Below are 25,902 nucleotides of genomic sequence, written 5' to 3'. Positions count from 1 at the left end.
ATTATTCCTTAAGTGAATTTCAGACTTGTTCATGTAGCCCACACTCGTTTACTTTTTGGATTGTCGGTTCCCTATCAAATAAATAAGACGCCAGGCAAATTCTACCTTCGCGTCTTTTCTTGATCTGTTATAACTTTTTCTATGTGTCGTAACAATTCATCTGCCCTTTTTGAGGTTGAATGATTCTTGTGGACCATTTGAAAACCCGCTCTAGCAATCCTAAGACGTTCTTCTTCATGTTTTAGATAATACGCTGCTTTTTGCATCACGTTTCGTTCATCGATCGAGACAAAGGTTTCACCGTCCACAAACCCGAGGTCCGTCAATTCCTTAGAAGAAGAAGCTAATAGTAGTGTGTTACAAGCTGGCGCTTCGAAATATTTTAAAACAGGATAGTGATAGATCGAATCACATGTAAAAAACATTTTCGTACGATTCAATTCTTTCGCGTAAGCATCCCCTGTTATACTCCCTCTTCCTATTTGCTTATATCCTGGGTGTTTATGATAGTGAAAATTTCTTAATGAATTCAATTTGTTATAAGTAAAGGTTCGAAATGGATACACGTCAGAAAATAACGCCCCCATCATCAAGTAGTCCATGCTCTTTTCTAACTGATAATCCTTGAATATCGATGTCTCAACATGGTGAGGTAGCCATACGAGACGATCTTGAAACTCTGGATACCATTTTATGAAGGCATCTCGATAGTGGGCAAATATCACAGAAACATGATTTTTTTCTATCAACCGTTTTCGTCTCATTTTCTTGTAATGGAGATCATGCATGAAGATGCCGACTGGGATGTTTGTTTTATCTAGATCTCTGATATGCGGGCAATAAGTAGGATGATAATCATTCAATAAAATAAAGTCAGGCTTAACTTGTAGTTTCATGAGAATTTCGGGTAATAGACCATGATCATGCCAGAGAATCACGTTCGATCGCTTTTGTAGCTCTCTGATCAAATAAAAACTGCTTCGCTCAACATGTTTTGATAGATCTTTCGTTATAAATAAAATTGTTCGCTTCTGCTGCATGATTCACACCTTCCTTAAGAGCACAATATAAAAAAGGTTTCACAAATGTGAAACCTTACAAAAAAGAAATTATAGTTCGATCGATAGAATTTGATCAGTACAAACAAGCATTTCATTAGCCTGTCCTGAAGCTCCTGCTGGTGTAAACACGACATAGTTTGAACCGATTTCTTTAATCGTAACACCCGCTAGATCTGGTGATCCATCAATCTCTTGAGTATTTGCAACATAAACCATCTGAATCACTGTGTTGCTTTTCTTTAGCTGGAATAATTTCGCATTCAATGTGCGCATACCATAACCCCTCTCAAAATAAATTCTAGGTTTTACAACCTACTTTAATATAAATATGTATCCAAAAATTGGTTGTTTGGACAAATATCATTTTTTCTAAAAATAATTTAAATAATCTATCAAATTTAGAAGTTAGATAACTATTTTGTAAAAAAATGGTTGTATTGCTCATACACTTTGTACCGGATTCTAATACATTATGGTAAGCCTGAAAAAAAAGTCAGGTTGATCTTTTGAGAAGGAGGAAAATATATGAGAAGTCTTTTTGACGATACGTGTTGTGGCAAGAGCCCAACATCAAATTGTAAAGGCTGTGTATGTAATGTATTGCAACGCATGGCTAACGGAAACAACTGCGATATTTGGGAAGATAATATGACTGTAGTTTACCTATTACCCAAAGGTCAAACAGGGTATATGTATATGAGTGGTGAATACGATCCAACACCATTTACTTTTATGGGGATGGAATCGAACAGCTGTTGTGCAAGGTTCCGATATACTGATGTAAATGGAAACCCTAGAACAGCTATCATCGACTGTAGCACGCTTGCTGGTATTTCCCGCGTGTCAGAATAATAGATCTTTCTTCATCGATGAAGGTTGCTGAAAAGCAGCCTTTTTTCTTGCGAAGATAAGTAAAAAAGCCTCCAACTGTTAGAAGCTTTTCATTTTGCTTACGGTTGATGGATCGACTGAATCAACTTGATGTACTCTTCTTCTTTCCCAATATCAAACCGCTTTCCAGATGAAACTCTCGCAAGACACTTCTCGCTCCCCAAGACGTCACGAATCGCATCTGTTAATTGAATTTCTCCTCCTGTACCAGGATGTAATTGATTTAACTTTTGATAGATACTGCTCGTAAATACATAACGTCCTGTAACGGCAAGGTTTGAAGGCGGATTTGATGTGGGTTTTTCAACAATATCCGTAATATCATACACTCCGTCTGACTTTAGCTTTCCTTCTATGACTCCGTAATCCTTTAGATACTCATCCGCCACTTCTTTCACTGCAATCACATTTGCTTTGTTTTTCTTATACACCTCGATCAATTCTGATAGTGCTGGTGTCCCTAAGAAAATGTCATCAGGTAACAGAACTGCAAACGGTTCGTCCCCTGTAAACGGCTTTGCAAGCGAGATGGCATCACCTAGCCCCTTCGCATGAGACTGTCGTACGTATTGGATATGGACGTTCGGAACCTGTGTCTTCTTTAATAAATGGGTTTTGTTCACTCGTTCGAGAAATGCTTCAAGTTCTAAAGAGTGGTCAAAGTAATCCATAATGAGGTTTTTCGTTCGCGAGATGACGATCAGAATCTCTTCTATACCTGAAGCAACAGCCTCTTCTACAACATAATGAATCGCTGGCTTGCCGCAGATCGGGAACATCTCTTTTGGTATCACTTTTGTGATGGGTAGGCTCCTTGTACCATACCCAGCTGCAGGAATCACTGCTTTCTTTATCATACGTGCTCCCCTTCCCCTGATTATCTATTTAATACCTTATTCAATATAAAAGTCGCAGTAACTTGTCTACGGAAAAACAGGCGAAGAGCAGACAGGATGGATGCCTATTTATGACCAACTCACTCAATTTCATCACACCAACGCCTTCAAGCCTAATACGATATAAAGTAATGTGATTGCTATTGGAGGGAACACTCGCATGGATATATGTATCGTTGGTGCAGGGTATGTTGGTCTAACAACAGCAGCATTGCTTGCTGATCTTGGACATAACGTGCACTGCATCGATAAAGATATAGATAAAATCGAGAAATTAAATCAAGGGATTTGTCCCATACATGAGCCTGGGCTCGAGGAATTGTTACAAAAGAATAACCAAAACGGACGATTGATTTTCTCTGATGATCGTGAAGCGTGTATGCTTCATTCTCCTATCATTCTAGTTGCAGTCGGAACCCCACCAAAACCGAACGGCGATACAGACCTAACAGCTTATAAGAAAGTCTTTCAGCATATTTCACAAAAGATCACGACCCATAAAACGATCATCACAAAAAGCACCGTTCCTCCTGGTACAAATGAGTGGGCACACCATTTTCTAATTGAGAAAGGAGTCGATGAAAAACTGTTCGATATCGTATCGAATCCTGAATTTTTACGAGAGGGCTCTGCCGTGCACGATTCTTTTCATCCGGATAAGATCGTAGTCGGCGCAAAGTCTTCTAAAGCGATAAGTATGTTGAAGGAAATGTATAACGAGTTGTCAGCTCCAGTTATTGAAACAACGCTAACAGGCGCTGAGTTGATGAAGTATGCTTCTAATGCTTTTCTCGCAACCAAGATTTCATTTATTAATGAGTTTGCAAGAGTATGTGATCACTACCAGGTTGATGTCACTGACGTCGCAACGTCGCTAGGAGTAGACCCAAGGATCGGTCCACATTTCTTACAATCGGGGCTCGGTTATGGAGGGTCGTGCTTTCCAAAAGATCTCGATGCATTAAGTCACGCAGCCAGAAAGAAGAGAATTTCAACTCATTTATTAAGTGCTGTAAAACAAGTGAACAACCAGCAGATCGATTACTACATCAAGAAACTTGATAAGAAGCTTAGAGGCCTTCAAGGGAAACGAATTTCTGTATGGGGCCTATCTTTTAAACCAAATACAGATGATATAAGAGATTCTGCTTCAATAAAGCTTTGTCAAAAATTGATTCAACATGGGTGTTCTGTATTCGCATTCGACCCACAGGCACATGCTAAAAACCTCTTCATACACGAAACAAGTAATATGTATGAGGCGGTATCAGGTGCAGATGCACTCATTGTTGCAACGGACTGGGCAATGTTCAAATCACCTGATTGGGAGCGGGTTCGTAATGAAATGAAAGGACGGATTGTATTGGATGGTCGAAACTTTCTTAATCCTATAGACGTTAAGAATGCTGGCTTACACTACCTTGGGGTTGGGCGATCATGACGATTCTCGTTACTGGTGCTGCTGGATTTGTCGGTTCTCATTTGTGTGAACAACTATTGAAAACCTCAGAAACAAACGTAATTGGGATCGATCTTAACATTGAAGGTAATCAATTAAAAATGAGAAACGTGAAATCGCTCCTTAAACACCCAAATTTCAAGCTATATGACATCGATCTTTTGACAGAAGACCTTTCAACGTTCATGAAGAACGTAGACGTTATCTACCATCTTGCAGGTATCCCTGGAGTAAGGTCGAGCTTTGGTAACGACTTTGAATCTTACATCCTTAACAATGGACTTGTCACCCAACGACTATTAGAAACGTGTCGTCATCACACCATTGCTAAATTCATCTATATCTCTACCTCTTCCGTTTATGGTGAAAAAGATGGAAAGGTTACAGAAGACCTTCCAACCGTCCCCCTTTCCCCATACGGCGTTACGAAGCTTACTAGCGAACAACTTTGTCACATCTATCATCTCTACTTCAAAGTACCGACTGTCGTTCTACGATACTTCACCGTGTACGGCCCGCGTCAACGACCGGATATGGCGTTTCATCGATTTATAAAACAAATGCTAGAAAATAAACCGATAACGGTCTATGGCGACGGTTTGCAATCGAGAGATTTCACATATGTTGCTGACTGTGTGCAAGCCACTGCAGCCGTCAAAGATGCCGATTACGTAATAGGAGAAACGATCAACATAGGTGGTAAAGAGAGAGCCACAGTACTAGAAGTAATTTCTACTCTTGAAGAGTTACTCGGTCAGAAAGCCAAAATCGATTTTGTTACAAAAGCTACAGGCGAACCGATGCACACCTGGGCAGATATCTCGAAAGCTCAAAAACTTTTAAACTATCGGCCAAGCGTTCGATTGAGGGAAGGTTTGATGAACGAAATCGTAGACTTAGCTGAGCTATACGATAGAAAGGAATGAGAAAATTGAATATCGCCTATGTTTGCACAGAGAAACTTCCTTCTCCCGCTGTAAAAGGTGGCGCGATACAGATGATGATCGATGGAGTCGTCCCTTATTTGATAGAAACCCACTCAATGACCGTTTTCTCTGTTCAGGACCCAGAACTTCCTGATTATGAAGAGGTAGAATCCGTCACATATATTCGAGTTCCTCGTGAAAATTATAGCCAAAACATTGCAGATGAATTAGCTGACATGGACCCCTTTGATCTCATACATGTTTTCAACAGACCAAAAGCTGTTCCGCTATACAAAAGCGTCATGCCAGAAAGCGAAATCGTTTTGAGTCTTCACAATGACATGTTTACAGAGCGAAAGCTGAGTGATGAAGAAGGCTTGAAAGCCATCGAATGTGCTTCAGAGATCATGACAGTAAGTAACTATATAAAGGGAGCCATTTTGAACCGGTTTCCTGAAGCTGATCGTAAAATCCAAGTCGTCTATTCCGGCGTCGATCTTACTCAGTTCCATCCTTCTTGGACGGAAGAAGGAAAAAAGATCAAACAACGTTTAAGACGAAAATACAGCCTCTCGAATCGTAAAGTCATCCTTTTCATCGGCAGACTCAGTAAAACAAAAGGTCCACACCTCCTCATCAAAGCGATGCCATCTATTCTAGAAGAGCACCCTGATGCTGTGCTCGTTATTTGCGGCGGCAAGTGGTTTAGTGATAATCGTATGAATGAATACGTATCGTATCTTTACAAGTTAGCTAAGCCACTTGGGGATCACGTTCTTTTCACGAAGTACATCCCCCATGAGGAAATTCCAAATACATTCTTACTCGGCGACGTTTTTGTCTGTAGCTCACAATGGCAGGAGCCTTTAGCGCGCGTTCATTATGAAGCGATGGCTGCAGGTGTTCCGCTGATTACAACGAAGCGAGGCGGCAATGCTGAAGTTGTCACGCACATGCATAATGGTCTTGTAATTGGAGCTTATCGCCGACCCTCTTCCTTCTCTAGAGCGATATGCGACGTATTAAACCATCCTGAGAGAGCCTCTGAGATGAGCTTGAACGGTCGTAAGGTGGTAGAAGCTAACCATACCTTTCGTCATGTAGCGGATCGGCTAGAGCGTGTGTATAACAAAGCTTTTGATGGTATACCAAAGCTTTCTTCAGAGCCTGAACATCGCACGCTTGAAGCTGAGGTCCTAACTACAGAGGTAGAGGAAGAAGAAAAACAGTCAGTACCAACTCCAGATACTGGAACTACAAACACTGAACCAAAACAAGAACCAGAACCGCCGTGGATCTTTAACAGAAGTAACAGAAATAAAAAGAGATAGAGCCTATCAAAGGCTCTATCTCTTTGATCTTATATCCTATTGTTCTTACCGTTTACTTACGCTTACGAGCGTAATCGTTTATAGGGAAATTTCCCAAAGAAAAAGAACCGACGGATCTATCGGTTCTATCTCTTTTATTCGTCTTCGTCCTCATCGTCTTCATCAAGCTCTTCTTCCTCTTCTTCCTCTTCTTCTAGAGGTAGTTCAGCAGCAACTTCTTCTTCTTCCTCCTCTTCCTCCTCTTCTTCCTCTTCTCCTTCTTCATCCTCGTCCTCATCCATATCGAACTCGAACGTGTGCTCTTCACCATTCACCATTTCAAACGTTAGTTCAACTTCATCTACTTCACCGCTCGCTAGCATTTCCTGTAACTTCTTTAACACTTCATCGTGCTTATCGTGATGCGCCATTGTAACTCTCCTTTTATTTTTATCAGTGGTATTCTCGTAAAAAGAATTCTTTATAGATTATGAGAATACGCTCATGTTGTATAGGGCAAATGAAGCATAGTATCTAAAGATTTTAACCTATTTTTTTGTTTCCAGCTGGTAACCAGATTGAGGATCGTTTTTTTGGCGTGTCGATAATTTGAACCAATCCATCATCATCGCAGTCGTATTCTGCAGCACGATCTTCCTCTTCAGATGATTCGAGCTCTTCTTCTTCCTCGCAGTCTTCCTCACTGCTTTCTTCATTTTCCGGTTGTTCAACGAGCTCACCTGGAGCTTCTTCAAGGATACATTCTTCTATAGGCTCTTGAATTGTTTCTTCAACTTCTTCTGACTCATCTTCTAGTTGGACTGGTTCTGTTTCGTTGCACTCAAATTTTTGTTTAAACAGTTCTTTTGGACTCAGCACAGGACACCCGAAATTACTTTTACCTAGAGCTCTTGGACGACTTACCTTTCTTACAAGAAGGGAATATTCGTTTTCCTCTTGTTCGATGTGCTCATCATGATCGTCATATGAAGGAACATCGATCGAAGCCTGATCTAACACGAGTTCTTGCACACTCTCGCTTAGGTCTTCTTGCAATGAAATCGGATTACCTTCAACTTCAGAAGCTTCAGTTTCTCCAAGAGATTCAGTGCTTCCAATAGAACTCTTAGGAATTTCGATAATCGTGCCATTCCCAGGTGGTAATTCTTTAAGATCGGTAGTTGGAACAGGTGGAGTTTTTAGAGAAGAGGTTGTGTCTACTTCTAATTCAGCCTGCCCACTATCGATGATTTTTTCATACTCTGCATAACTCCACCCCATAGAACCAGGAGGAGAAAAACGAAAATCTTCGAGGTCTAATTTAGGAATCGCTTTCTGTTGTGATACTTGTTCCATCGCTTATGACACCCCCTTTGACCGCTTTGAAAATCCTATCAAAATTCATAAGAAATTCTTCTTTCGAATTTTCTACAGCGATGATATTCCGAATATGCATCAAATACTTTTCATCTGACCATGAGCGCTTCTGGCTGAGATAATATTTATGAGCAATCGCACAGAATAGATGGGGGAATTTTAAGTCTGTCCAGAGAACTCGGTACTGTCCCTCGGTTAACGGGTGTACTGCATCATAATGAATGAGCATCTCTTCTCCGAGCTCATGATCCCACACCGCAAGCTTCTTCATGACTTTATTCATCAATATGCGAATATCTCGAGACGGCAGATCGGCATTAACAGAGTGAAGGTCTCTCATAAACGCTACTCCGTCCTTCTCAATCAAACGTGCCATTGTGAAGTCTTGCTGACAGAACATTTTCGATTCGAACACTTCGTTCGTCCATTTCGTAAATTCAGGATTATCAAGCTCAGCTAACGCTTCTTTTGCACGCTCGAGCATGAGGTCGACCTGTTGAAGAAACAAAATCGAAAATTGATCTGTCGTATAGTCTTGCGCAAGCTTTTTGTATCCTTCTAATTCTTGAATCTTCCACCTGTACAATTTATGCCATTTATCAATTCTGCTCCGCTTCTTACTTCCTTCAGGCTGCATATAGCCCTTTGATGCATTGTGGAACTGCCCAATAAAAGCCATCGTTTTCTTCGTTTGCTCTTTGTCATAGTAGAGCATTGTTTCGCCCTCTACATCTTCATATAGCACATAAGCGTGGTCTTCACCCGCAAGGATTAGGCCATTATTCCGAGTTCTGATCAACTTCGCGATTGGCATCCCTTTTTCTTGAAGGTGCCAATGAGCTCCAGCAATATAAAGCATCCGCTCAGGTCGAATAAACTCCTGCCTTAACATCATCGTCCCTTGTTTCGTGTGCACGCGCCATTTCGTACGTCCTTGCCGACTGAATATCAAATGAACGCTAGTTGGTTCAACTGGGTAGTAACGAAGGATTTGGTTTAGTTCTTCTAAGTTAGCCGTTTCATGCACAAGTGAAAAATCTGCATCGTCAGCCAAATCTTCCATATCTTCGCTTAAATCATCGATTTCCTCAGCATCATCGTGGTCTTCATTTAGGTCTTCTGCTTCTTCATCAACTTCCAAGTCTTCTAACTCTTGGTCAAGATTCCATTCTTCTTCCACAATTCTTTCCCTCTCTTCCTCTACCGTCTAGCCGCATTTTCATAAACGGACTTTAAGTTAGATGCTACTCGATTCCAACCAAACTTCTCTTCTACATAACTGCGACCAAATTTGCCAAAACGATCGCGGGTTCCTTCACTTGAGAGAAACGTATGAATCATGTTTGCATATGCAGAAGGATCATCAAACTGATGAACAACTTTTCCGTTTTTCCCCTCAACAATCACCTCAGGGTTACCACCACGATCACTCGTTAATAATGGTAAACCTGCAGCCATGGCTTCATAGTGAACCCTTGCAAGTGGCTCCTGCCACTGAGAACAACAAACAAACACATCCGCCATTGAATAGAGCTTAGGGATATCTTTTGGCTCTACGAATTTAATGAACGTAATGTTATCTGGATACATTGCACCAAGTGTATAGAGATGCTTCACATAATTGTTTACATCGTTTTCACCGAACCACTTGGATCCAATAAAAACCATGTGAGCATCTGGATGTTGCTCGATAATTTTTGGTAAGGCATGAAGTAAGATGTGAGGTCCTTTAACTTTACTTAATCTCCCTACAAAGAGAATGACTTTTTTGTTTTGGATGTTAAGCTGAGATTTGATGGAGTTTCTAAGTTCTCTACCTTTCGTGGTCCATCTTGGGTGATAGGCATTCAAGTCCACACCTGAATAAACCGTCTGCACTTTTCCACGTGCTGAAGGAAAGCGATCTGTAATGGTTTTCCCAATATAATCACTTACGGTCACGATTTTCGAAACGAGCGAGATGCACGTTTCTCCTTCTTCGTCTTCCATTTTCCCTTGTGCAAACATCTCATTGTGAACACTTAGGATAAATTTACTAGTAGGTGAAGCTTTCTTTAATCGTTCGATCCATGTGGGGCGATTACAAACATGGATCACATCAAATTTTTGCTCACTAAGTTCTTGAATAAGCCCCTCTAAATAATCCTCCTGATTGATTCTGATGTACTCAACACCGTTATTTCTTTCTCTAGATTCCAAATTAACGTCATCGATCGAAATCACTGTTACATCATGATTGTTTGCTAAAAGCTTTGAAACGGCTTCTAAATAGATCTGGATCGCACCACCCCTAATAGCTGGGACTGGCAACTTTTCTGTTGCGACTAAGGCTATTTTCATATTCACCCTCCTTTATATCTTTAAAAAACTACCGTATCGGGACGCCTTATGACGTTTAGCTGTCGAACGATAAGCAGAAAAAGACACGATTTAAAATACTGTTTATAAGCATGATACGAAGGAAAAGAAAGGTTGTGCGAAATCCTAAACGTAAAAGATAAAAAGGGCTTTGCCAACTGTTTCATACACCTATTTTTCGGACAGAATAGTCGAAATTGGTGACATGACCATCCTCTTCTCCATACCGTATTAGGAACAGATATGATAGGTAGGTGAACTTATGGAAACTTGGCACAATAAAGTGGGGTCCTCTGAAGTAGAATTTAGAGGATCGAATCAGGTCGTGTTTCGTTCGGGGAAAGAAACAGAAGAAGACGAAGAAGTTGAAGTTGCAAAGCAGAATATCAGCGTTGATTCAAACGATCACGATCTATTTCAAAGGATGGAATTAGCTAATCTTGTGGATGAAGAAGAGGAGGAAGCAGGTACCGAGCTTACACCTGAAATGCAGGAAAAGTTAACAAAGCTTGCAGAACTTCTACTTCCGAATTGGGAATTCAATGTACAGAGTGTCGAAGTGATACAAGGCGGTCAGATGGCTCTTGTTTGGAAGTTCATGACAGACCAGGGACCGAAGTGTTTGAAAAGGATACACCGTCCTGAAAAGAAAGCATTATTCTCGATCCATGCACAGGACTATTTAGCAAAAAAAGGTATGCGTGTGCCAGCTATTATACCGAATAAAGATGGCAGCCTTTATACGAAGCACGGACCGTTCTTGTTTGTTGTGTATGAATGGATTGAAGGAAGACCGTTTAACTTAACCGTACCTGAAGATTTGCAGTGGATGATGAGAGGTCTTGGGGACTATCATACTGAATCAGTAGGATACGTTCCTCCTCCAGCGACACCGATCTTCTCAAAGCTAGGTAAATGGCCGAAACACTACATTAAGAGATGTCAGCAGATGGAAACATGGAAACTGATTGCAAAGCGTTTTCCAGATGACCCTTTTTGTCAGTTGTATTTAGCTGAAATTGATCCGTTCATCGCAAAAGGAAGAGAAATTTTAGAAAAGCTTCGGGCTTCTCATTACCCAGAATGGGTAGCAGCTTGTAAGAAAAAGCCAAATCTCTGTCACCAGGACTACGGGACCGGAAACACGCTTCTATCTGAAGATCAGATCTGGATTATTGACCTTGATACAACGACCTTCGATTTGCCGATACGAGACTTACGTAAAGTAATCATTCCGTTGATGGGAGATACAGGTGTATGGGATCATCAACTGTTTGAACTGATGTTATCAGCTTATGAAGAAGTTGCACCACTAACAGATGAACAAAAGAACGTTATGTATATCGATATGCTTTTCCCTTATGAGCTCTATGAAACCGTTAGTGAGCGTTTCGGAAGAAAGAACGACATTATGCCAGAAGAACTGATGGCAGCATTTGAATATGAGAAACGTAAAACCGAACAGCTATCACAGCTACTCTAAAAAAACGCCCCGGAACGAAGTCCGGGGCGTTTCATTTATGTTGCGATAATGTTGTACCCGCTGTCCACGTGAATCATCTCACCAGTTATTCCACCAGAAAGATCACTCATCAAGAACAGTGCAGTATTTCCTACATCTTCTTTCGTTACAGTACGACGAAGTGGCGATTTTTCTTCAATCTCTTTAAGAACAGAGTTAAAGTCGCCGATGCCTTTTGCTGCAAGCGTGCGAATTGGTCCTGCAGAGATCGCATTCACGCGAATACCATCTTTACCAAGATCGTTCGCAAGATATTTCATGCTAGCGTCAAGAGATGCTTTTGCAACTCCCATCACATTGTAATTATTTACAACGCGCTCTCCACCTAGGTATGTCATAGTGAGAATACTTCCACCTTCAGTCATCAATGGACGAGCAGCCTTTGAAACGGCTGTAAGTGAGTAAGAACTGATGTTATGTGCTAACATAAATCCTTCTCTCGTCGTTTCAAGATACTCTCCTTTGAGCTCGTCCGTTTTCGCAAATGCGATACAGTGAGCAAGTCCGTGAATAACACCGACCTCTTCCTTAATCTTTGCAAAAGTGGATTCGATTTCGTGATCATCCGTAATATCACAAGGTAAGATGACAGAATCGTCACGATCAAGCGTTGCTGCAAGATCGCGTACATTTTTCTCAAGACGGTCTCCCGCGTATGTAAATACAAGTCTTGCTCCTGCATTACTTAGTGCCTGGGCGATCCCCCACGCGATGCTGCGTTTATTCGCAACACCCATTACAACGTATGTACGATTTTCAAGAGACAGGTTCATATCCATGCTCCTCCTCGGTTTTTAATATTAGTTATTAGCACCACGTGCTAATTATAACATGCTTTACGGAACCTGTACCATGTCGAATTAACTAGCCTTTGCTCGTTTCAATATTTCTTTTCTCATATCCGCAATATGGGCAAGCAAAAATAATGTTTTGATTAGACTGAGCGGTTATCGTATTGTGAAGTTCGCTTCTCTTTTGACAAGATGGACATACAACTTCTGGTTCAGAATGATTCATACACATGACCTCCTGCTCGTAGTATCACCTTGAAGACCATTTTCATTCTAAAAAAAAGCTCCCGGCACTTAGCCGGAAGCCTATTCCTAATAGCTTAACAACGTTCTTACTTCTTCTACACTCTCACTACTTCCTGTAACGATCAATCGATCGCCAATCCGAAGCTCCGTGTCACCGTGAGGAACGATCGAGTCTTTCCCACGGAATATGCGTACGATGATCGTATCACCTAGATAAGGGAAATTCCGAAGAGGAACGCCGTTATATTCCACATTGTTCATATTGATTTGGTAGAGAGCATTTTCTTCTCTCGTGAAAATATTAACGACTCCTGGTGATTCGATCAACGCTTTGAGCAAGGCTTTAGTTGAAAAGAACACTGAGAAAACGTCGATATTTAAATCGCGTAATTGATCCGCAACTTCTGTGAGTTCAATTCTTGCGATTACTCGCTCTGTTCCGTACTCTCTAGCGAAAACAGCAATATCGGCGTTCGTTTCATCATCACCAGTAGAAATCAATAAGATATCCGCATTGAACACTTCACTGTTTCTAAGAGTATCGATGCTATAATCACTAAGCTCTGTTACGCTGAAGTGACTACTCTGCTTATCTGAATCAACTTTTTCTTGTTTCGTATGGTAAATCGATGTTTGGTAGTTAGCAGGATTAAGCTCGAGCGAAATCGGTAGTGTAATTTGGTTTGCACCAATGATCGCGAGCTTCTTCGCATTCGAACGTTCTTCTGGCTTAGGCATGACTTTTCTAAACACGATCGGTGCGACGATACAGCTTATCACTGCTACAAGGATTAAAGCAGATGACAGTTGTTCATCGATAATATCGATACGCTCACCGATTTCTGCTGCTGCAATCACAAGAGAAAGCGTCGAAGTCAAGAGAATCCCTGTACCTAGAACTGTTTTGATGTCATACCATCTTTTTAAGACGATAACAGGTACCAGTTTTGATACAAATAACGCGATTACAAGTAATGGTATAAGTACAAGGACTTTTGGATCCTGGAAGAGGGACCAAACATCTAGCTCTACCCCTACCATCACAAAGAAGATTGGAATTAAGAAGCCATAACCAAATGAATCGAGCTTCTGCACAAGTTCCGTATTTGGTGAGAGGAGCGAGACAAGAGCACCAGCTAAGAATGCTCCAAGAATATTTTCTGCTCCTACTGTTTCTGAAATACCAACTAGTACGATGATGAGCGTGAACACCGCTCTTGTGCCAATTTGAATCGTACCTTTTGACATTGTTTCAATGAAGGAAAGATGCCTGAAATAAGCTCCCATGAAGTAAAGGAGAATTCCTGCTCCAAACAGTAGTAACAAGAGCCACATGTTTCCTTCTCCACCAGAATTCAACGAAACGAAGATCGCTAGTAAGATCATTGTAGCAAGGTCGGCGATAACTGCAATCAGTAGAATTGTCTGCCCGATACTCGTTTTTAGTACATTTGCATCTTTCAACGTTGGCACAACAACTCCTAGGGAGATCGTCGAGATGATTAATGTCATGAAAAAGGCATTATCTGTGTAACCAAGTACAACAAATAATAACGATAATCCATAAGACACAATAAATATTAAAATAAAGACGATAAATGAAACAAGAACACGGTTCGGTTCTATTTTTCCGCTCGGAAGTTTCACTTTTTTCTTTTTACTAGCAAAAACAGAGAAATCAATCTCAAGTCCACTTAGAAACATTAAGAATATAAATCCTAGTGTTGAAAGTGTATCTAGCCATGTATCAGCTTCTACTAAGTTGAAGCCACTCTGTCCGATAATAATACCGGCAATGATTTCAGCTACTACCACAGGAAGAATGTTCAATCTAAAGCGGTGTAGGATAAATGGAATTAGAAATGCGATAACTACTACAATTACTAAGGATGATACTGATGCGCCATGTTCCATGTTCTTCCTCCTTCAAAACGACCACAATATTCTATTATATCAAATAGCTCATAAACGCTGTAGCCATTCCAAAATAGATGAGAATACTGATGATGTCGTTGATCGTCGTAATAAACGGCCCAGAGGCCACTGCAGGGTCAATATTTAATTTATGCATAAGTAAAGGTACAAGCGCACCTGCAAGCGTTGCGACTATCAGAGTACATAATAGCGAAAAACCAACTAAAATTCCAAGAAAAAAGGTTCCTTGCCACAGAAAAATAATAATCGTTACAAGAATCCCGCATGTTGATCCTGTTATTAACCCTGTACCTGCTTCTCGTAAAATTAAGTTCCATTTACTATGTTCTTCAAAATCTCCTGTTGCAATCCCTCGTACGACAACCGCAAGGGCCTGTGTTCCTGTATTCCCTGCCATCCCTGCAATCAATGGTATAAATACAGCAAGTAACGCCACTTTGTCGAGGGTTTCTTCAAATTGTCCAATCAAACTAGCTGTCATCATTCCAAGGAATAAAAGGATAACTAACCAGGGCAACCGTTTTCGCGCAGATGAAAATGGGTTCTTGTCAAGTGTTCCATCGTCTGAAATTGCAGCAAGCTTTGAATAATCCTCTGAAGCTTCTTCTTCAATAACGTCAACGATATCATCATGCGTAATAATCCCGAGTAAGTGCTGTTGAAAATCAAGAACAGGTAGTGCTAGAAAGTCATAATCTCGCATTAACCTTGCTGCTTCCTCTTGATCCTCCCCCACTGATATTGATACGACACGTTCATTCATGATCTCTTCAATTAAGGTATCATCTTCTGCAATGATCAAATCTCTTAAAGATATGACACCTACCAGCCTTTTTTGCTGATCAACGACGAATACATAGTAGATGGTTTCTGCCTCAGGGGCTTCGCGCCTAAGAATTTGCATGGCACGCTTCACCGTCTGATGTGCCCGTATCGCAACGAATTCTGTCGTCATGATACTTCCGGCCGTTTTTTCTTCATAATGCAACAGCTCTTTGATTTCGTCAGCTGCATCGTCATCCATAATTGTAAGGTAGCTCGCGATTTGTTCAGGATTTAGCTCATTCAAGACATCGACGGCATCATCTGCGTACATTTCTGCAAGCATTTCAGCAGCATACGGAGGCTCCATCTCAGAAATGTATTCTTCTTGCTCTTCTATTTCGAAATTCTGGAATATTTCCGCCATTTCTTTCGGCGATAAATACGTGTAAACAAGTAATCTAACATCTTCTTCTACTGTAAGGAAGAATTTTGCCTGGTCATAAGGATGTATATCGAGAAACAGGTCACGAAATGCCTCTATTTTTTCTTCAGCTAAGTATTGGATAAGTGCATCATAGATAAGTTGGATTTCTTGTTCTGACTGTGCCACCAAGCACCCCTCCTTACTACTATTTTCTATGTGTCGAGAAGGATAACGTAATAAAATGGACATAAATTGCATATGAAGTCTTGTTTAATTCTTTAAGTAGCGTACAATCTCATTTATACTATAGTAAGTAAAATTACCTTCCTATCTTAGTCGGAACGCAGTTATTTTGTCAAAACAAATTCCGTTTTCAGATTTGCAAAAAGGGTTTTTTTAGATAAGATAGGTGATGTGCTCAAGAGTACGTCTCCAACGCTTTTCTTTAGAAAGGATTATATCATGAACAATGACAATCAAACACCTTGGCAGCAGATAGATTATACGCTTCTGTTCTTTATATTTCTTCTTATGTGTGTGAGTACAGTTGCAATCTATTCTGCTCAAGCTTCACTTCCCGGAGAATTAAAAAACGTGAACTTCGCTGGAAAGCAGCTGACGTGGTACTTCATCGGAGCATTCGTATTATCACTGACGATGGTAATCGATTTTGATCGCTTCAAGCAACTATCTTGGTACCTTTTCGGATTCGGTATTTTCCTTTTGCTATTGCTTCAATTCATGCCAGAGTACATAGGGAGCTATCAGATTGCTCCAATACGAAATGGCGCGAAAAGTTGGTTTGTATTACCTGGGCTCGGAAGTGTGCAACCTTCAGAATTCATGAAGATCTTCTTGATCATTACAATCAGTTCTACCGTAGTGAAACACCATGAAATCCATGGGGAGAAAACGATTCGTACTGATTTACTATTGTTAGGGAAAATCTTCGGCATATCAGCTATTCCGCTTGCTGTCGTTATGAAACAGCCTGACCTCGGTACAGCGATGGTCTTTACAGCGATCGTTGTAAGCATCACTCTTGTTTCCGGAGTCCGTTGGCGTCTCCTAGCATTGCTTACATTGACCGGTGTTGCTGGCATTGCCGCAGTTGTGTTTACATTCTTTAAGTTTCCTACCTTCTTCAAGGAATATATTCTAGATGAATACCAGCTAGCTCGTTTTTATGGGTGGCTAGCTCCTGAAGAGTACACAGATGCAGGATATCAAGCAACGAAGGCGATTCTTGCCATCGGTTCAGGTAAGCTTGAAGGAAAAGGCTACTCTGACGGTACCGTCTATTTTCCAGAAGCTCACACCGACTTCATCTTTGCAGTGATAGGAGAAGAGTTTGGCTTTATCGGTGCAAGCATAACAATTTCGATCTTCTTCTTGCTGATCTATCGGATGATTCATACAGCACTAGAGAGTAATGAATCGTTCGGAAGCTACTTATGCGCAGGTGTCATCGGAATGTTAACGTTCCAAGTGTTCCAAAATATAGGGATGACGGTTCGATTGCTACCGATCACAGGAATCCCCCTTCCCTTTGTAAGTTATGGAGGAAGTGCGCTCCTGACGTATATGATCGCAGTAGGATTAGTCCTCAATGTACGATCTCGAACAAAAACATATATGTTTGAATAACCTGCCGCTTTGGCAGGTTATTTTACATAGACAGAAGAATTCTCTTTGTCAAAATAGGGAATGGATAACCGCATAAAGGAGGAAGGTCATTGTTTGATATTATTGGAGATATACACGGTTGTTATGATGAATTCGTGAAACTTACTAAAAAGCTAGGATATGAGTGGGTGAATGATATCCCTATCCACCCAGAAAAAAGAAAGCTTGTTTTTCTTGGAGATTTAACCGACAGAGGTCCCGATTCACTAAAGGTGATCGACGTCGTTACAAAACTTGTAGATGAAAACCTGGCCTACTATTGCCCTGGAAATCATTGCAATAAACTTTATCGCTATATGATTGGAAGAAACGTTCAGCAAAAGCACGGCTTAGAAACAACTGTAGAGGAACTTTCGAAGCTTTCAGATGATAAAAGAAGTGCGATCGTGAACAAGTTCACTACCCTATATGAGCAATCACCTCTTTATTTAACGCTAGATAACGGAAAGTTAATCGTCGCTCACGCTGGAATACCTGCAAAATACATTGGACAATCAGGGAAAAAAGTGAAGACCTTCGTCCTATATGGTGATGTGACAGGTGAAACGCACCCAAACGGGATGCCAGTAAGAAGAGATTGGGCAGCTACCTATACAGCACCTCCACTCGTTGTCTATGGACATACCCCAGTACACGAACCTCGGTGGATCAACCAAACCGTTAATATCGATACAGGTTGTGTGTTTGGAGGGAAATTGACATGCGTACAGTACCCAGAACTCACCACGGTTTCTGTTCCTTCCACTCTTCCGTTCGTAGAAGAAAAATTCAAATCGTTTGAATAATATCCAACATATCTTGTTCTAATTCAACAGAGAAGTTTAGTGTTCTTTCAAGAAAGGGGTGATCGAATTGTAGGCTTTTACTATGAAGAGCCTGACGGTTTATCACTTCCTTTCCCCCTCCATAAAGATCATCTCCAAGTAGAGGATGGCCGATGGAAGACATGTGAACACGAATTTGATGAGTCCTACCCGTTAATAGCTCAATTTCTAGGAGACTGTTACCCGCACAAGTTTGTATCGTTCGAAAATGTGTTATGGCATTTTGTCCGTCTTCCCTCACTGTCCTCTCAATAATACTTCCTTCTTTTCGTCCGATAGGCCGATTGATGACGCCTTCTTCAATGTCTGGGATACCGTGTACAATAGCGAAGTATGAACGTTTCATCGTTTTATTTTTTTGTTGCTTCGAAAGAAGGTCGTGTGCATAACGATGTTTCGCAAACAAGACGAGACCAGAAGTATCACGGTCCAAACGATTAACCGCATGAATCGTGCGGTTGAGCTTGTTTTCTTTATAGTAAGCTAGAACTCCTTCTGCAAGAGAACTCGCTGAGTGTCTTGAAGGAATGGTCGGCAAGTTTGCAGGTTTATTAATCAGCAAATAATGCTCATCTTCATATACAATTCTAAGAGGCATCACGATCGGTAACATACTCTCACTTACCTCTTCTTCTGGAAACTTGATTTCGACGGTGTCACCTGTCCGTAACGTCGTCCGAACATTCTTCACCTCTCCATTCACCCGAATTTCGCCGCCCTTGAATTTGATATCTGTTAACATGCTTCTAGATAACGCCTTTTCCCCTATGAGAAATGCTTTCATCAGCATTCCATCTTGAGAGTCTTCAACCTCCCAGTCAAACCTTACATAACTCATCCTCTATACCTCCACTTCTAGCATTCGATAAAAAAACAGCCCAGCTCTTATGATGAACTGGACTGCCATACTTACTCATCGTCGACGAACGATTCCTTGACTCGCTTCCAGAATGGAAAAGGCCTGAATCTAGCGAATCTGATCTTCTCTTCAGCCACTCGATATTGAATGGATTTTACGTCTTTTTGAAGTAAGAAAAGGTGATCGATCGTAATCTGAAAATCAACATCATTAACGGGTCTTAACAAACATGTATGATGTTGTGGTAACACGAGAGGCGAACCTACCGTTCGAAATACGCGATTGTTGATCGATGCCATCTCAGACAGCTGAATCGATGGTAGTGCTGGATGGATAATAGCGCCACCAAGCGCCTTGTTATAGGCAGTACTCCCTGAAGGAGTAGAAATACAAAGCCCGTCACCTCTAAAGGTTTCAAAAAGGTCACCTTTTATATCCACATTCATCACAAGAGAACCTTCGACACTTTTGACAGTACATTCGTTTAAAGCCAGGTACCTGTTTTCCTTCGTGCTATCGAGATAGCGAACAGTCACTTCAAGAAGAGGATATTCAACAATTTGAAATGGCGTTCTCGCAATGTGAATGACGAGCTTCTCCACTTCCTCCGGCACCCAATCTGCATAAAACCCAAGGTGTCCAGTATGTACGCCCACAAAAGCCGTTTCATCTAACCGATCTTGATAATGGTGAAACGCATGAAGCAGTGTTCCATCACCACCAACCGAGATAACAATATCTGGTTCTGCTTCATCGTACTCAAGATCAAAATCTCGCAGATAGTTCTTAATACGTTGCTGAAGCTGGTTTGACGTTTGATCCCCTTTCGACTTAATAGCAAATTTCACTTTTGGCACCTCATCTACTTTAATTTTCTGCGTTTTTCTTTTCGTTTTCCTTCTTCTGCATAAACACTTTTTGGGCTTCCTTTATTTCTACCCTAATCTCAGACATTTCATCATCCAGCCTCGATGCAGCTTCAGCTGCCCGCTGTAGTCGTCTTTGAATGTTGTTTGGGATCTTCTTGTTGTATTTGTAGTTCAGAGAGTGCTCGATCGTTGCCCAAAAATTCATCGCGAGAGTGCGAATCTGTATCTCTACGAGAAGCATTTGTTCGCCACTAATCGTTTGGACGGGATACCGCACAACGACGTGATAAGAGCGGTATCCGCTCTCTTTTTGGTTTGTAACATAATCTCGCTCTTCCACGATGTCAAAGTCCCGCCTATTGCGCAAATGTTGAATCACACGATTAATGTCTTCAACAAACTGACACATAACACGTAACCCTGCAATATCATGCATTTCCTCCCGAAGCTTATCAGTAGGAATATCTTTTCGCTTTGCTTTATCGAGTATACTTGGAATAGGCTTTACTCTTCCTGTCACAAACTCTACAGGCGTATGCTCATCAGATTTTTCAAACTGATCTCGTATGCCTTTAAGCTTCACCTTAAGCTCGTTAACAGCCTGCTTATATGGCGCCAAAAATTCTTCCCAATTCATCCTACCACCACCAACGACGATATCTATGAAGTTGCTGTTAGAAATACGCTTTCCACAGCTTGATTCATTTCATTTCCATAATTCGAGTTACCCTTTATGTTCTCAACTAAATAAGCCAGCTCTTCTTTTATTTCGACAAGCTCTAGCTTTTCACCTGTCTCATCAACCAGCATAACTGGTAAATCTTTGTTTAATATTTCTTTCAAAGAAGACCAAATGTCCTCGTTAAAGCGAATATATGTATATCCTTCTTCTCCATCTAATAAATAAACGAATGAAAGGTTGTCCGAATCAACAAGCATGTTTCCTGTTGCTGTATACGCTCGTAAATCTGCTTTCTCATCGATATGGAAAATTGTAAACTCCTCTTTAAATTCTCCTTTTGTTACGGGGTATTGTAATGCCACGAATACCTCTCCTTTCCTCTTAAATGCTATATGTACCACCACATAGTTTATCACAATGGATGGGGTGATTTCATTTCTGTTGTTCTAAACACATACATATGACATAATTCACGTTATATCAAGACTTTTCCTTAACGGAGGTTCATCTAATGACACAAGAAATCGAAATTGAATTTAAAAATATGATCACAGACAAAGAGTATATATCCCTACTAACTTCTTATCAGCTATCGTCCACCGATATCAAAACACAAAAAAATGACTATTTTGATTCCGCACAATTCACATTGCGTGATAAAGGGGCTGCCCTCCGAGTTAGACAAAAGAAAAATGATCTCGTACTAACATTGAAAGAGCCAGCGGAAGAAGGGTTATTAGAAACACATCAAGTTATTTCTGAAGAAACGTTCCAGTCCATTAAAGAAACAGGAGAGTTACCAAAAGGCGACGTCTCAAAACAAGTCATTAAGCTAGGTCTAACCGATAACCTTCTTCACCTAGGTTCTTTAACGACTCATCGTGCAGAAGTGGAGCTATCTACTGGTCTTCTCGTACTTGATCATAGTGAGTATCTAGGATGCGTTGACTATGAATTAGAATTTGAAGTAACCAACTATGAACAAGGTGAGCGAGCTTTCCATCAGCTTCTAGAAGAACATGGGATTGAGATTAGAAAAGCAAAGAACAAAATACAACGATTTTTCTTAGCAAAACAGAAGCAAATTTAGGGCTTCTGTTTTTTTATGGGAAAGGTACCAAACCAGATTATTTGCTGTTACATATAGAGGTTGCTAAAATAAACTATGTAATGAGGTTCTAATTTCCGAAGGGGAAGAGCAATATGAAACAAAACATGTATGAATTAATTGGACGTTCACAGTTAGACGAACTCGTGAATGTATTTTATAGCCGTGTTTCTAAACACCCAAAACTTAAACCGATTTTTCCAGCTGATTTGGATGAAACAGCTAGGAAACAAAAACAATTTCTAACTCAATTTCTTGGAGGTCCTCCTCTATATTCAGAGGAACATGGACATCCTATGTTAAGAGCAAGACATTTACCATTTGAAATAACTCCAGAGCGTGCATCAGCATGGCTTTCTTGTATGGAAGAAGCGATGGACGAAGTCGAGTTGGACATCCATCTAAAAGAACATCTATTGAATAGACTTACCTTCACTGCCCATCATATGGTAAACACGGGTAATCCGGAAGAGAAAGGAGAATCGAATTGACACCGAATGAAACAGGTTCCTTTTGCGATTCTTACAATCCAAACGGAGATACCGAGACAACCTGTTCAACGCTCTCTCAGAAAAGCAAACCGATTGAGATTTATTCTTTCATCGATCCGTTATGTCCTGACTGCTGGGGGCTTGAACCTGTCATAAAGAAATTACAATTAGAATATGGCCACACATTTAGAATAAGACACCTCGTTGGTGGAAATGTAGAAACATTTAACTCTTTCAAGAGAAAAACAGAAGGCATCAAAACACACGCGGATGTTGCAAAACGCTGGGAACGCACTGCCACTCGATCTGGAATGTCATGCGATGGTGATCTCTGGTTTGAAGACCCGATCGACACACCCTATATCGCATCGATCGCGATCAAAGCTGCAGAGCTTCAAGGAAAGTTACAGGGCCTTCGTTTTCTTAGAAAAATGAGAGAACTCCTGTTTATCGAAAAGCAGAACATGACAAAGCAAGAGAACCTTGTAAATGCTGCAAAAGATACTGGTCTCGATGTGGAAGAATTCAAAAAGGATCTTCAGTCTCAAGCTTCAATCAGAGCTTTTCAATGTGACTTAAAGATATCAGCTGAAATGGAAGTAACTGAGCTTCCGACACTTGTTTTCTTTAATGAAAACATCGAAGAAGAAGGATTGAAAATTACGGGTCTTTACGATTATGAAGTTTACGTTAGCATTCTACATGAAATGCTGAAAAAAGAACCGATACCCGAGCCGCTTCCTTCCATCGAACACTTCTTACAACGATATCAGTTCGTTGCAACAAAAGAAGTAGCAGTCGTTTATGACATGAGCTTAGAAGAAGCAGATGCTGAAATGAAGAAACTAGCACTTAAACAAAAAGCCGCTCAAGTACCTGTGAAACACGGATGCTTCTGGCGCGCGACTTCTCACTCATAAGGAACGGGGAAAATGATCCCGTTCCTTTTTTTACGGTCTAAAAACGAAAAGGTTTCATAGTTATTTTAATGAGGAGGAGTAAGTATGTCTTATTCAGTAATAATCGGATTGATTCTAGTAGTGCTTAGCTTCGGTGTATTTCTTATGGGGCTATTGAAGTTCATTCCTTCCATCGTCGGCATCCTACTGTTGTTCCTTTCAATACTCTTTACGGTAAGTATGTTTAATAAACGAAATCAGTTTAGAGGATTTCATTAAAAACCCGCCTTCTTGGGAGAAGGCGGGTTTAGCTCTAGGAGAAGATCGTTAGAAGTGTTGCCCCACACACATGACTGATTTCCGCTCCAGGATGCTCGCTTTCCGCGGGGCGGGCGGTGAGCCTCCTCGGCTTCGCCTGTGGGGTCTCACCTGTCCCGCTCATCCCGCAGGAGTCGAGCATCCTTCCGCTCCAATCCCCTATATTTTGGTTTATACTACACTTAATCAAACCAATATCTGTTTTAACAACCGAATATCATTGTACTTGAGACTTGAGAGTAAACGCTATCATATAGTGATATACAAGGACACAACTCCTATTGAAGACCTTCATTAAATTTCATTTTAAATCATAAAACCCGCCTTCATAGGAGAAGGCGGGTTCGTTATGTTATGAGAAAAGCAGATTCTCCATCTCATCAAGAATGGATTCAAATACATCCAATGCATCACTGATCGGCTTCGAAGACGTCATGTCTACGCCAGCCTTCTTCAAGACTTCGATCGGATAGTCGGAGCTTCCAGCTTTTAAGAATTCGATATAGCGTGAAACGGCTGGTTCTCCTTCATCGAGGATTTGTTTGGATAAGGATGCCGCTGCACTAAATCCTGTAGCATATTGGAAAACATAATAGTTGTAATAGAAGTGAGGGATTCTTGCCCATTCAAGTGCAATATCCTCATCGATCACAAGGTTGTCTCCGAAATACTTTTTGTTTAATTCATAATACAAGTCCGAAAGCAAATCTGGAGTCAACGGTTCTCCGTCCTGGGCTTTCTTATGAATCGCATGTTCGAATTCAGCAAACATTGTCTGACGGAAAACAGTACCTCTGAATCCTTCTAGATAATGATTCAACAAGTAAAGCTTCTCCTGTTTGTCGCTTGTGTTTTTAAGTAAATAATCATTCAAAAGGGACTCGTTTGTAGTTGAAGCAACTTCCGCTACAAAAATCGAGTAGTTCGCATATGGGTAAGGCTGGTTCTTTCTTGTGTAATAGGAATGAACAGAATGCCCAAACTCATGTGCGAGTGTGAATAGATTATTCACATTATCTTGCCAGTTCATCAAGATATATGGACGAGTGCCATACGCACCAGATGAGTAAGCACCACTACGTTTGCCAACGTTTTCTTGAACATCTACCCAGCGATTTTCGAATCCTTCTTTTAGGATTTCTTCATATTCATCACCTAATGGCGTTAAGCCCTTTAAAATATAATCCTTCGCTTCATCGTATTTCACTTCCATTTTCACATCTGGCACAAGTGGCGTATAGAGATCATACATATGAAGTTCATCTAGCCCAAGCGCCTTCTTTCGAATATCAACATAACGATGAAGTAAGTCTAGACGGCTGTTGACTGTTTCAACAAGATTATCATAAACCTCTTCAGGAATATTGTTGTTATCGAGTGCTGCTTGACGTGCAGAATCATAGTTCCTGACTGATGCGTTGTAGTTATCACGTTTAACTGTTCCACTCAACGTACTCGCAAACGTATTTTTGAATTTACCATACGTGTCGTACACTGCCTTAAATGCATCCTTCCTCACTCGGCGATCGCTACTTTCTAGAAAACGAATTAACCTGCCGTGAGTAACTTCCACCTCTTCCCCATTCTCATCCTGAATTGTAGGGAACTTCATGTCAGCATTATTTAGCATTCCGAACGTGTTGCTAGAACTATTTGTCACATCGCTAATACCAGCGAGGATCGCTTCTTCTTCTTTTGAAAGTACGTGAGGACGCTGACGGTTGATTTCATCTAGAGCTTGAGCGTATAGCTCTAAATCCTTATTTTCTTTTAAATAAGCTTCGATTTCTTTCTCAGGAATGCTCAAGATTTCAGGCACAACGAATGCGAGCGCACTGCTTACTTGTGTTGCAAGATTAGACGCACGGTCATTCAAACCTTGATAGGTTGAATTCGTTGTATCTTGATCGTAGCGCATGTGGGCATATGTAAAGAGTTTTCCGAGTTTCTTAGTAATCTCGTCTTGCTTTTGTAGGCCTGCATACAGCGTATCTGCAGATTCACTTAGTTTTCCTTTGAATTTCTCCATTTCAGGAATAAGTGCTTTTATTTCTTTGAATTCTTCTTCCCATTTCTGATCAGTTTCATAAATCGCCTCTAAATCCCAAGTATCTTCAACGGGAATATCTTCACGTTTCGGTAAAGCGTTCTTAGTCTTATTTTCCATCTATCAGACACCTCCATCTAAAATTCACATCACACTAT

27 protein-coding genes are annotated in these 25,902 nt (G+C 40.8%); 11 read left to right on the top strand and 16 right to left on the bottom strand.

Features of this window, described 5'->3' with window-relative positions; translation table 11 throughout:
• Window positions 1-101: 101 nt before the first annotated feature.
• Together LCM09_RS11145 and LCM09_RS11140 are read right to left on the bottom strand one after the other, a co-directional pair.
• Entirely contained in the window at window positions 102-1,040 is a 939-nt protein-coding gene (locus tag LCM09_RS11145) for a glycosyltransferase family protein (RefSeq protein ID WP_224881583.1), read from the bottom strand.
• A 69-nt stretch (window positions 1,041-1,109) separates the two neighbouring features.
• Window positions 1,110-1,334: a hypothetical protein gene (locus tag LCM09_RS11140; RefSeq protein ID WP_224881582.1), complete on the bottom strand. Its 225-nt coding sequence runs from the start codon at window positions 1,332-1,334 to the stop codon at window positions 1,110-1,112.
• 252 nt (window positions 1,335-1,586) lie between these two features.
• Here LCM09_RS11140 and LCM09_RS11135 point away from each other — a divergent pair, with 252 nt between their 5' ends.
• Window positions 1,587-1,913 (top strand): hypothetical protein, encoded by a 327-nt coding sequence (locus LCM09_RS11135; protein ID WP_224881580.1) that lies wholly within the window; start codon window positions 1,587-1,589, stop codon window positions 1,911-1,913.
• 98 nt (window positions 1,914-2,011) lie between these two features.
• On the opposite strand, the gene LCM09_RS11130 is transcribed toward LCM09_RS11135, so the two are convergent.
• Window positions 2,012-2,809, bottom strand: a complete 798-nt coding sequence (locus tag LCM09_RS11130) for a UTP--glucose-1-phosphate uridylyltransferase (RefSeq protein ID WP_224881579.1) — start codon at window positions 2,807-2,809, stop codon at window positions 2,012-2,014.
• A 199-nt stretch (window positions 2,810-3,008) separates the two neighbouring features.
• On the opposite strand from LCM09_RS11130, the gene LCM09_RS11125 reads away from it, so the two are divergent.
• From LCM09_RS11125 to LCM09_RS11115, 3 genes are read left to right on the top strand one after another with little or no spacing between them, the layout of a single operon-like run.
• Complete coding sequence (locus LCM09_RS11125) at window positions 3,009-4,289, top strand: UDP-glucose dehydrogenase family protein (protein ID WP_224881577.1); 1,281 nt, start codon at window positions 3,009-3,011, stop codon at window positions 4,287-4,289.
• A complete protein-coding gene (locus LCM09_RS11120; protein ID WP_224881575.1) occupies window positions 4,286-5,233 on the top strand; it encodes an NAD-dependent epimerase/dehydratase family protein in 948 nt (315 codons plus the stop codon). Before LCM09_RS11125 ends, LCM09_RS11120 begins: the two co-directional genes overlap by 4 nt.
• A complete protein-coding gene (locus LCM09_RS11115) occupies window positions 5,230-6,564 on the top strand; it encodes a glycosyltransferase family 4 protein (protein ID WP_224881573.1) in 1,335 nt (444 codons plus the stop codon). Before LCM09_RS11120 ends, LCM09_RS11115 begins: the two co-directional genes overlap by 4 nt.
• Before the next feature lie 134 nt (window positions 6,565-6,698).
• Here the strand turns inward: LCM09_RS11115 and LCM09_RS11110 are convergent, their stop codons facing one another.
• The 4 genes from LCM09_RS11110 to LCM09_RS11095 form a co-directional block, all read right to left on the bottom strand.
• Window positions 6,699-6,974, bottom strand: coding sequence for a hypothetical protein (locus tag LCM09_RS11110; RefSeq protein WP_224881571.1), 276 nt, complete (start codon window positions 6,972-6,974; stop codon window positions 6,699-6,701).
• 112 nt (window positions 6,975-7,086) lie between these two features.
• Entirely contained in the window at window positions 7,087-7,899 is an 813-nt protein-coding gene (locus LCM09_RS11105; RefSeq protein WP_224881570.1) for a hypothetical protein, read from the bottom strand.
• Window positions 7,865-8,947: a CotS family spore coat protein gene (locus LCM09_RS11100; protein ID WP_224882961.1), complete on the bottom strand. Its 1,083-nt coding sequence runs from the start codon at window positions 8,945-8,947 to the stop codon at window positions 7,865-7,867. The genes LCM09_RS11105 and LCM09_RS11100 overlap by 35 nt, the downstream gene beginning before the upstream one ends.
• 173 nt (window positions 8,948-9,120) lie before the next feature.
• Window positions 9,121-10,260, bottom strand: coding sequence for a glycosyltransferase family 4 protein (locus tag LCM09_RS11095; protein ID WP_224881568.1), 1,140 nt, complete (start codon window positions 10,258-10,260; stop codon window positions 9,121-9,123).
• Between the two features lie 442 nt (window positions 10,261-10,702).
• Between LCM09_RS11095 and cotI the strand changes: the two genes are divergently transcribed.
• Window positions 10,703-11,761 carry a spore coat kinase CotI gene (gene cotI / locus LCM09_RS11090; protein ID WP_224882959.1) on the top strand — a complete coding sequence of 353 codons (1,059 nt, stop codon included), beginning with the start codon at window positions 10,703-10,705 and terminating at the stop codon, window positions 11,759-11,761.
• 35 nt (window positions 11,762-11,796) lie between these two features.
• Here the strand turns inward: cotI and fabI are convergent, their stop codons facing one another.
• From fabI to mgtE, 4 genes are all read right to left on the bottom strand, one after another.
• On the bottom strand, window positions 11,797-12,573 hold the full coding sequence (gene fabI / locus LCM09_RS11085; RefSeq protein WP_224881566.1) for an enoyl-ACP reductase FabI: 777 nt from the start codon (window positions 12,571-12,573) through the stop codon (window positions 11,797-11,799).
• Between the two features lie 91 nt (window positions 12,574-12,664).
• Window positions 12,665-12,817 carry a hypothetical protein gene (locus tag LCM09_RS11080; RefSeq protein ID WP_224881564.1) on the bottom strand — a complete coding sequence of 51 codons (153 nt, stop codon included), beginning with the start codon at window positions 12,815-12,817 and terminating at the stop codon, window positions 12,665-12,667.
• Between the two features lie 86 nt (window positions 12,818-12,903).
• The gene (locus LCM09_RS11075) at window positions 12,904-14,751 is read right to left on the bottom strand and encodes a monovalent cation:proton antiporter family protein (RefSeq protein ID WP_224881563.1); all 1,848 of its coding nucleotides are present in this window, start codon (window positions 14,749-14,751) and stop codon (window positions 12,904-12,906) included.
• Between the two features lie 34 nt (window positions 14,752-14,785).
• Complete coding sequence (gene mgtE, locus LCM09_RS11070; protein ID WP_224881561.1) at window positions 14,786-16,147, bottom strand: magnesium transporter; 1,362 nt, start codon at window positions 16,145-16,147, stop codon at window positions 14,786-14,788.
• Window positions 16,148-16,423: 276 nt separating this feature from the next.
• Between mgtE and LCM09_RS11065 the strand changes: the two genes are divergently transcribed.
• Both LCM09_RS11065 and prpE read left to right on the top strand, forming a co-directional pair.
• Window positions 16,424-17,608, top strand: coding sequence for an FtsW/RodA/SpoVE family cell cycle protein (locus LCM09_RS11065; protein ID WP_224881559.1), 1,185 nt, complete (start codon window positions 16,424-16,426; stop codon window positions 17,606-17,608).
• An 89-nt stretch (window positions 17,609-17,697) separates the two neighbouring features.
• Entirely contained in the window at window positions 17,698-18,432 is a 735-nt protein-coding gene (gene prpE / locus LCM09_RS11060; RefSeq protein WP_224881557.1) for a bis(5'-nucleosyl)-tetraphosphatase PrpE, read from the top strand.
• Here the strand turns inward: prpE and LCM09_RS11055 are convergent.
• The 4 genes from LCM09_RS11055 to LCM09_RS11040 all read right to left on the bottom strand — a co-directional run bounded on the left by LCM09_RS11055 (window position 18,416) and on the right by LCM09_RS11040 (window position 21,243).
• The gene (locus LCM09_RS11055; protein WP_224881555.1) at window positions 18,416-19,309 is read right to left on the bottom strand and encodes an RluA family pseudouridine synthase; all 894 of its coding nucleotides are present in this window, start codon (window positions 19,307-19,309) and stop codon (window positions 18,416-18,418) included. The two genes, prpE and LCM09_RS11055, sit on opposite strands and share 17 nt — an antisense overlap.
• Before the next feature lie 71 nt (window positions 19,310-19,380).
• A complete protein-coding gene (locus LCM09_RS11050) occupies window positions 19,381-20,178 on the bottom strand; it encodes an NAD kinase (RefSeq protein WP_224881553.1) in 798 nt (265 codons plus the stop codon).
• A gap of 19 nt (window positions 20,179-20,197) precedes the next feature.
• Window positions 20,198-20,836 (bottom strand): GTP diphosphokinase, encoded by a 639-nt coding sequence (gene yjbM / locus LCM09_RS11045; protein ID WP_224881551.1) that lies wholly within the window; start codon window positions 20,834-20,836, stop codon window positions 20,198-20,200.
• 23 nt (window positions 20,837-20,859) lie between these two features.
• Complete coding sequence (locus tag LCM09_RS11040) at window positions 20,860-21,243, bottom strand: UPF0738 family protein (protein WP_224881549.1); 384 nt, start codon at window positions 21,241-21,243, stop codon at window positions 20,860-20,862.
• A 149-nt stretch (window positions 21,244-21,392) separates the two neighbouring features.
• Between LCM09_RS11040 and LCM09_RS11035 the strand changes: the two genes are divergently transcribed.
• The 4 genes from LCM09_RS11035 to LCM09_RS11020 all read left to right on the top strand — a co-directional run bounded on the left by LCM09_RS11035 (window position 21,393) and on the right by LCM09_RS11020 (window position 23,658).
• Window positions 21,393-21,971, top strand: coding sequence for a CYTH domain-containing protein (locus LCM09_RS11035; RefSeq protein WP_224881547.1), 579 nt, complete (start codon window positions 21,393-21,395; stop codon window positions 21,969-21,971).
• Window positions 21,972-22,084: 113 nt separating this feature from the next.
• Window positions 22,085-22,480, top strand: a complete 396-nt coding sequence (locus tag LCM09_RS11030; protein WP_224881545.1) for a globin domain-containing protein — start codon at window positions 22,085-22,087, stop codon at window positions 22,478-22,480.
• 92 nt (window positions 22,481-22,572) lie between these two features.
• The gene (locus LCM09_RS11025; protein ID WP_224882957.1) at window positions 22,573-23,400 is read left to right on the top strand and encodes a ClpXP adapter SpxH family protein; all 828 of its coding nucleotides are present in this window, start codon (window positions 22,573-22,575) and stop codon (window positions 23,398-23,400) included.
• A gap of 84 nt (window positions 23,401-23,484) precedes the next feature.
• Window positions 23,485-23,658: a hypothetical protein gene (locus LCM09_RS11020; protein WP_224881543.1), complete on the top strand. Its 174-nt coding sequence runs from the start codon at window positions 23,485-23,487 to the stop codon at window positions 23,656-23,658.
• Between the two features lie 391 nt (window positions 23,659-24,049).
• Here the strand turns inward: LCM09_RS11020 and pepF are convergent, their stop codons facing one another.
• The gene (gene pepF, locus LCM09_RS11015; RefSeq protein ID WP_224881541.1) at window positions 24,050-25,864 is read right to left on the bottom strand and encodes an oligoendopeptidase F; all 1,815 of its coding nucleotides are present in this window, start codon (window positions 25,862-25,864) and stop codon (window positions 24,050-24,052) included.
• Window positions 25,865-25,902 lie beyond the last annotated feature (38 nt).

It is taken from the genome of Guptibacillus algicola, from assembly GCF_020171805.1.
Lineage (GTDB): Bacteria > Bacillota > Bacilli > Bacillales > Guptibacillaceae > Guptibacillus > Guptibacillus algicola.
The sequence above is the reverse complement of the archived record's forward strand: the minus strand, read 5'-3'. Positions and strand labels throughout refer to the sequence as shown.

Coding starts and splice junctions, on each gene's coding strand:
- fabI (WP_224881566.1), bottom strand. CDS start 12,573: ATGAACCTGTCTCTTGAAAATCGTACATACGTTGTAATGGGTGTTGCG.
- LCM09_RS11020 (WP_224881543.1), top strand. CDS start 23,485: ATGTCTTATTCAGTAATAATCGGATTGATTCTAGTAGTGCTTAGCTTC.
- yjbM (WP_224881551.1), bottom strand. CDS start 20,836: ATGAATTGGGAAGAATTTTTGGCGCCATATAAGCAGGCTGTTAACGAG.
- LCM09_RS11065 (WP_224881559.1), top strand. CDS start 16,424: ATGAACAATGACAATCAAACACCTTGGCAGCAGATAGATTATACGCTT.
- LCM09_RS11135 (WP_224881580.1), top strand. CDS start 1,587: ATGAGAAGTCTTTTTGACGATACGTGTTGTGGCAAGAGCCCAACATCA.
- LCM09_RS11030 (WP_224881545.1), top strand. CDS start 22,085: ATGAAACAAAACATGTATGAATTAATTGGACGTTCACAGTTAGACGAA.
- LCM09_RS11145 (WP_224881583.1), bottom strand. CDS start 1,040: ATGCAGCAGAAGCGAACAATTTTATTTATAACGAAAGATCTATCAAAA.
- LCM09_RS11125 (WP_224881577.1), top strand. CDS start 3,009: ATGGATATATGTATCGTTGGTGCAGGGTATGTTGGTCTAACAACAGCA.
- cotI (WP_224882959.1), top strand. CDS start 10,703: ATGGAATTAGCTAATCTTGTGGATGAAGAAGAGGAGGAAGCAGGTACC.
- LCM09_RS11095 (WP_224881568.1), bottom strand. CDS start 10,260: ATGAAAATAGCCTTAGTCGCAACAGAAAAGTTGCCAGTCCCAGCTATT.
- LCM09_RS11055 (WP_224881555.1), bottom strand. CDS start 19,309: ATGAGTTATGTAAGGTTTGACTGGGAGGTTGAAGACTCTCAAGATGGA.
- LCM09_RS11105 (WP_224881570.1), bottom strand. CDS start 7,899: ATGGAACAAGTATCACAACAGAAAGCGATTCCTAAATTAGACCTCGAA.
- LCM09_RS11115 (WP_224881573.1), top strand. CDS start 5,230: ATGAGAAAATTGAATATCGCCTATGTTTGCACAGAGAAACTTCCTTCT.
- LCM09_RS11130 (WP_224881579.1), bottom strand. CDS start 2,809: ATGATAAAGAAAGCAGTGATTCCTGCAGCTGGGTATGGTACAAGGAGC.
- LCM09_RS11080 (WP_224881564.1), bottom strand. CDS start 12,817: ATGAATCATTCTGAACCAGAAGTTGTATGTCCATCTTGTCAAAAGAGA.
- LCM09_RS11035 (WP_224881547.1), top strand. CDS start 21,393: ATGACACAAGAAATCGAAATTGAATTTAAAAATATGATCACAGACAAA.
- pepF (WP_224881541.1), bottom strand. CDS start 25,864: ATGGAAAATAAGACTAAGAACGCTTTACCGAAACGTGAAGATATTCCC.
- LCM09_RS11110 (WP_224881571.1), bottom strand. CDS start 6,974: ATGGCGCATCACGATAAGCACGATGAAGTGTTAAAGAAGTTACAGGAA.
- LCM09_RS11075 (WP_224881563.1), bottom strand. CDS start 14,751: ATGGAACATGGCGCATCAGTATCATCCTTAGTAATTGTAGTAGTTATC.
- LCM09_RS11120 (WP_224881575.1), top strand. CDS start 4,286: ATGACGATTCTCGTTACTGGTGCTGCTGGATTTGTCGGTTCTCATTTG.
- LCM09_RS11140 (WP_224881582.1), bottom strand. CDS start 1,334: ATGCGCACATTGAATGCGAAATTATTCCAGCTAAAGAAAAGCAACACA.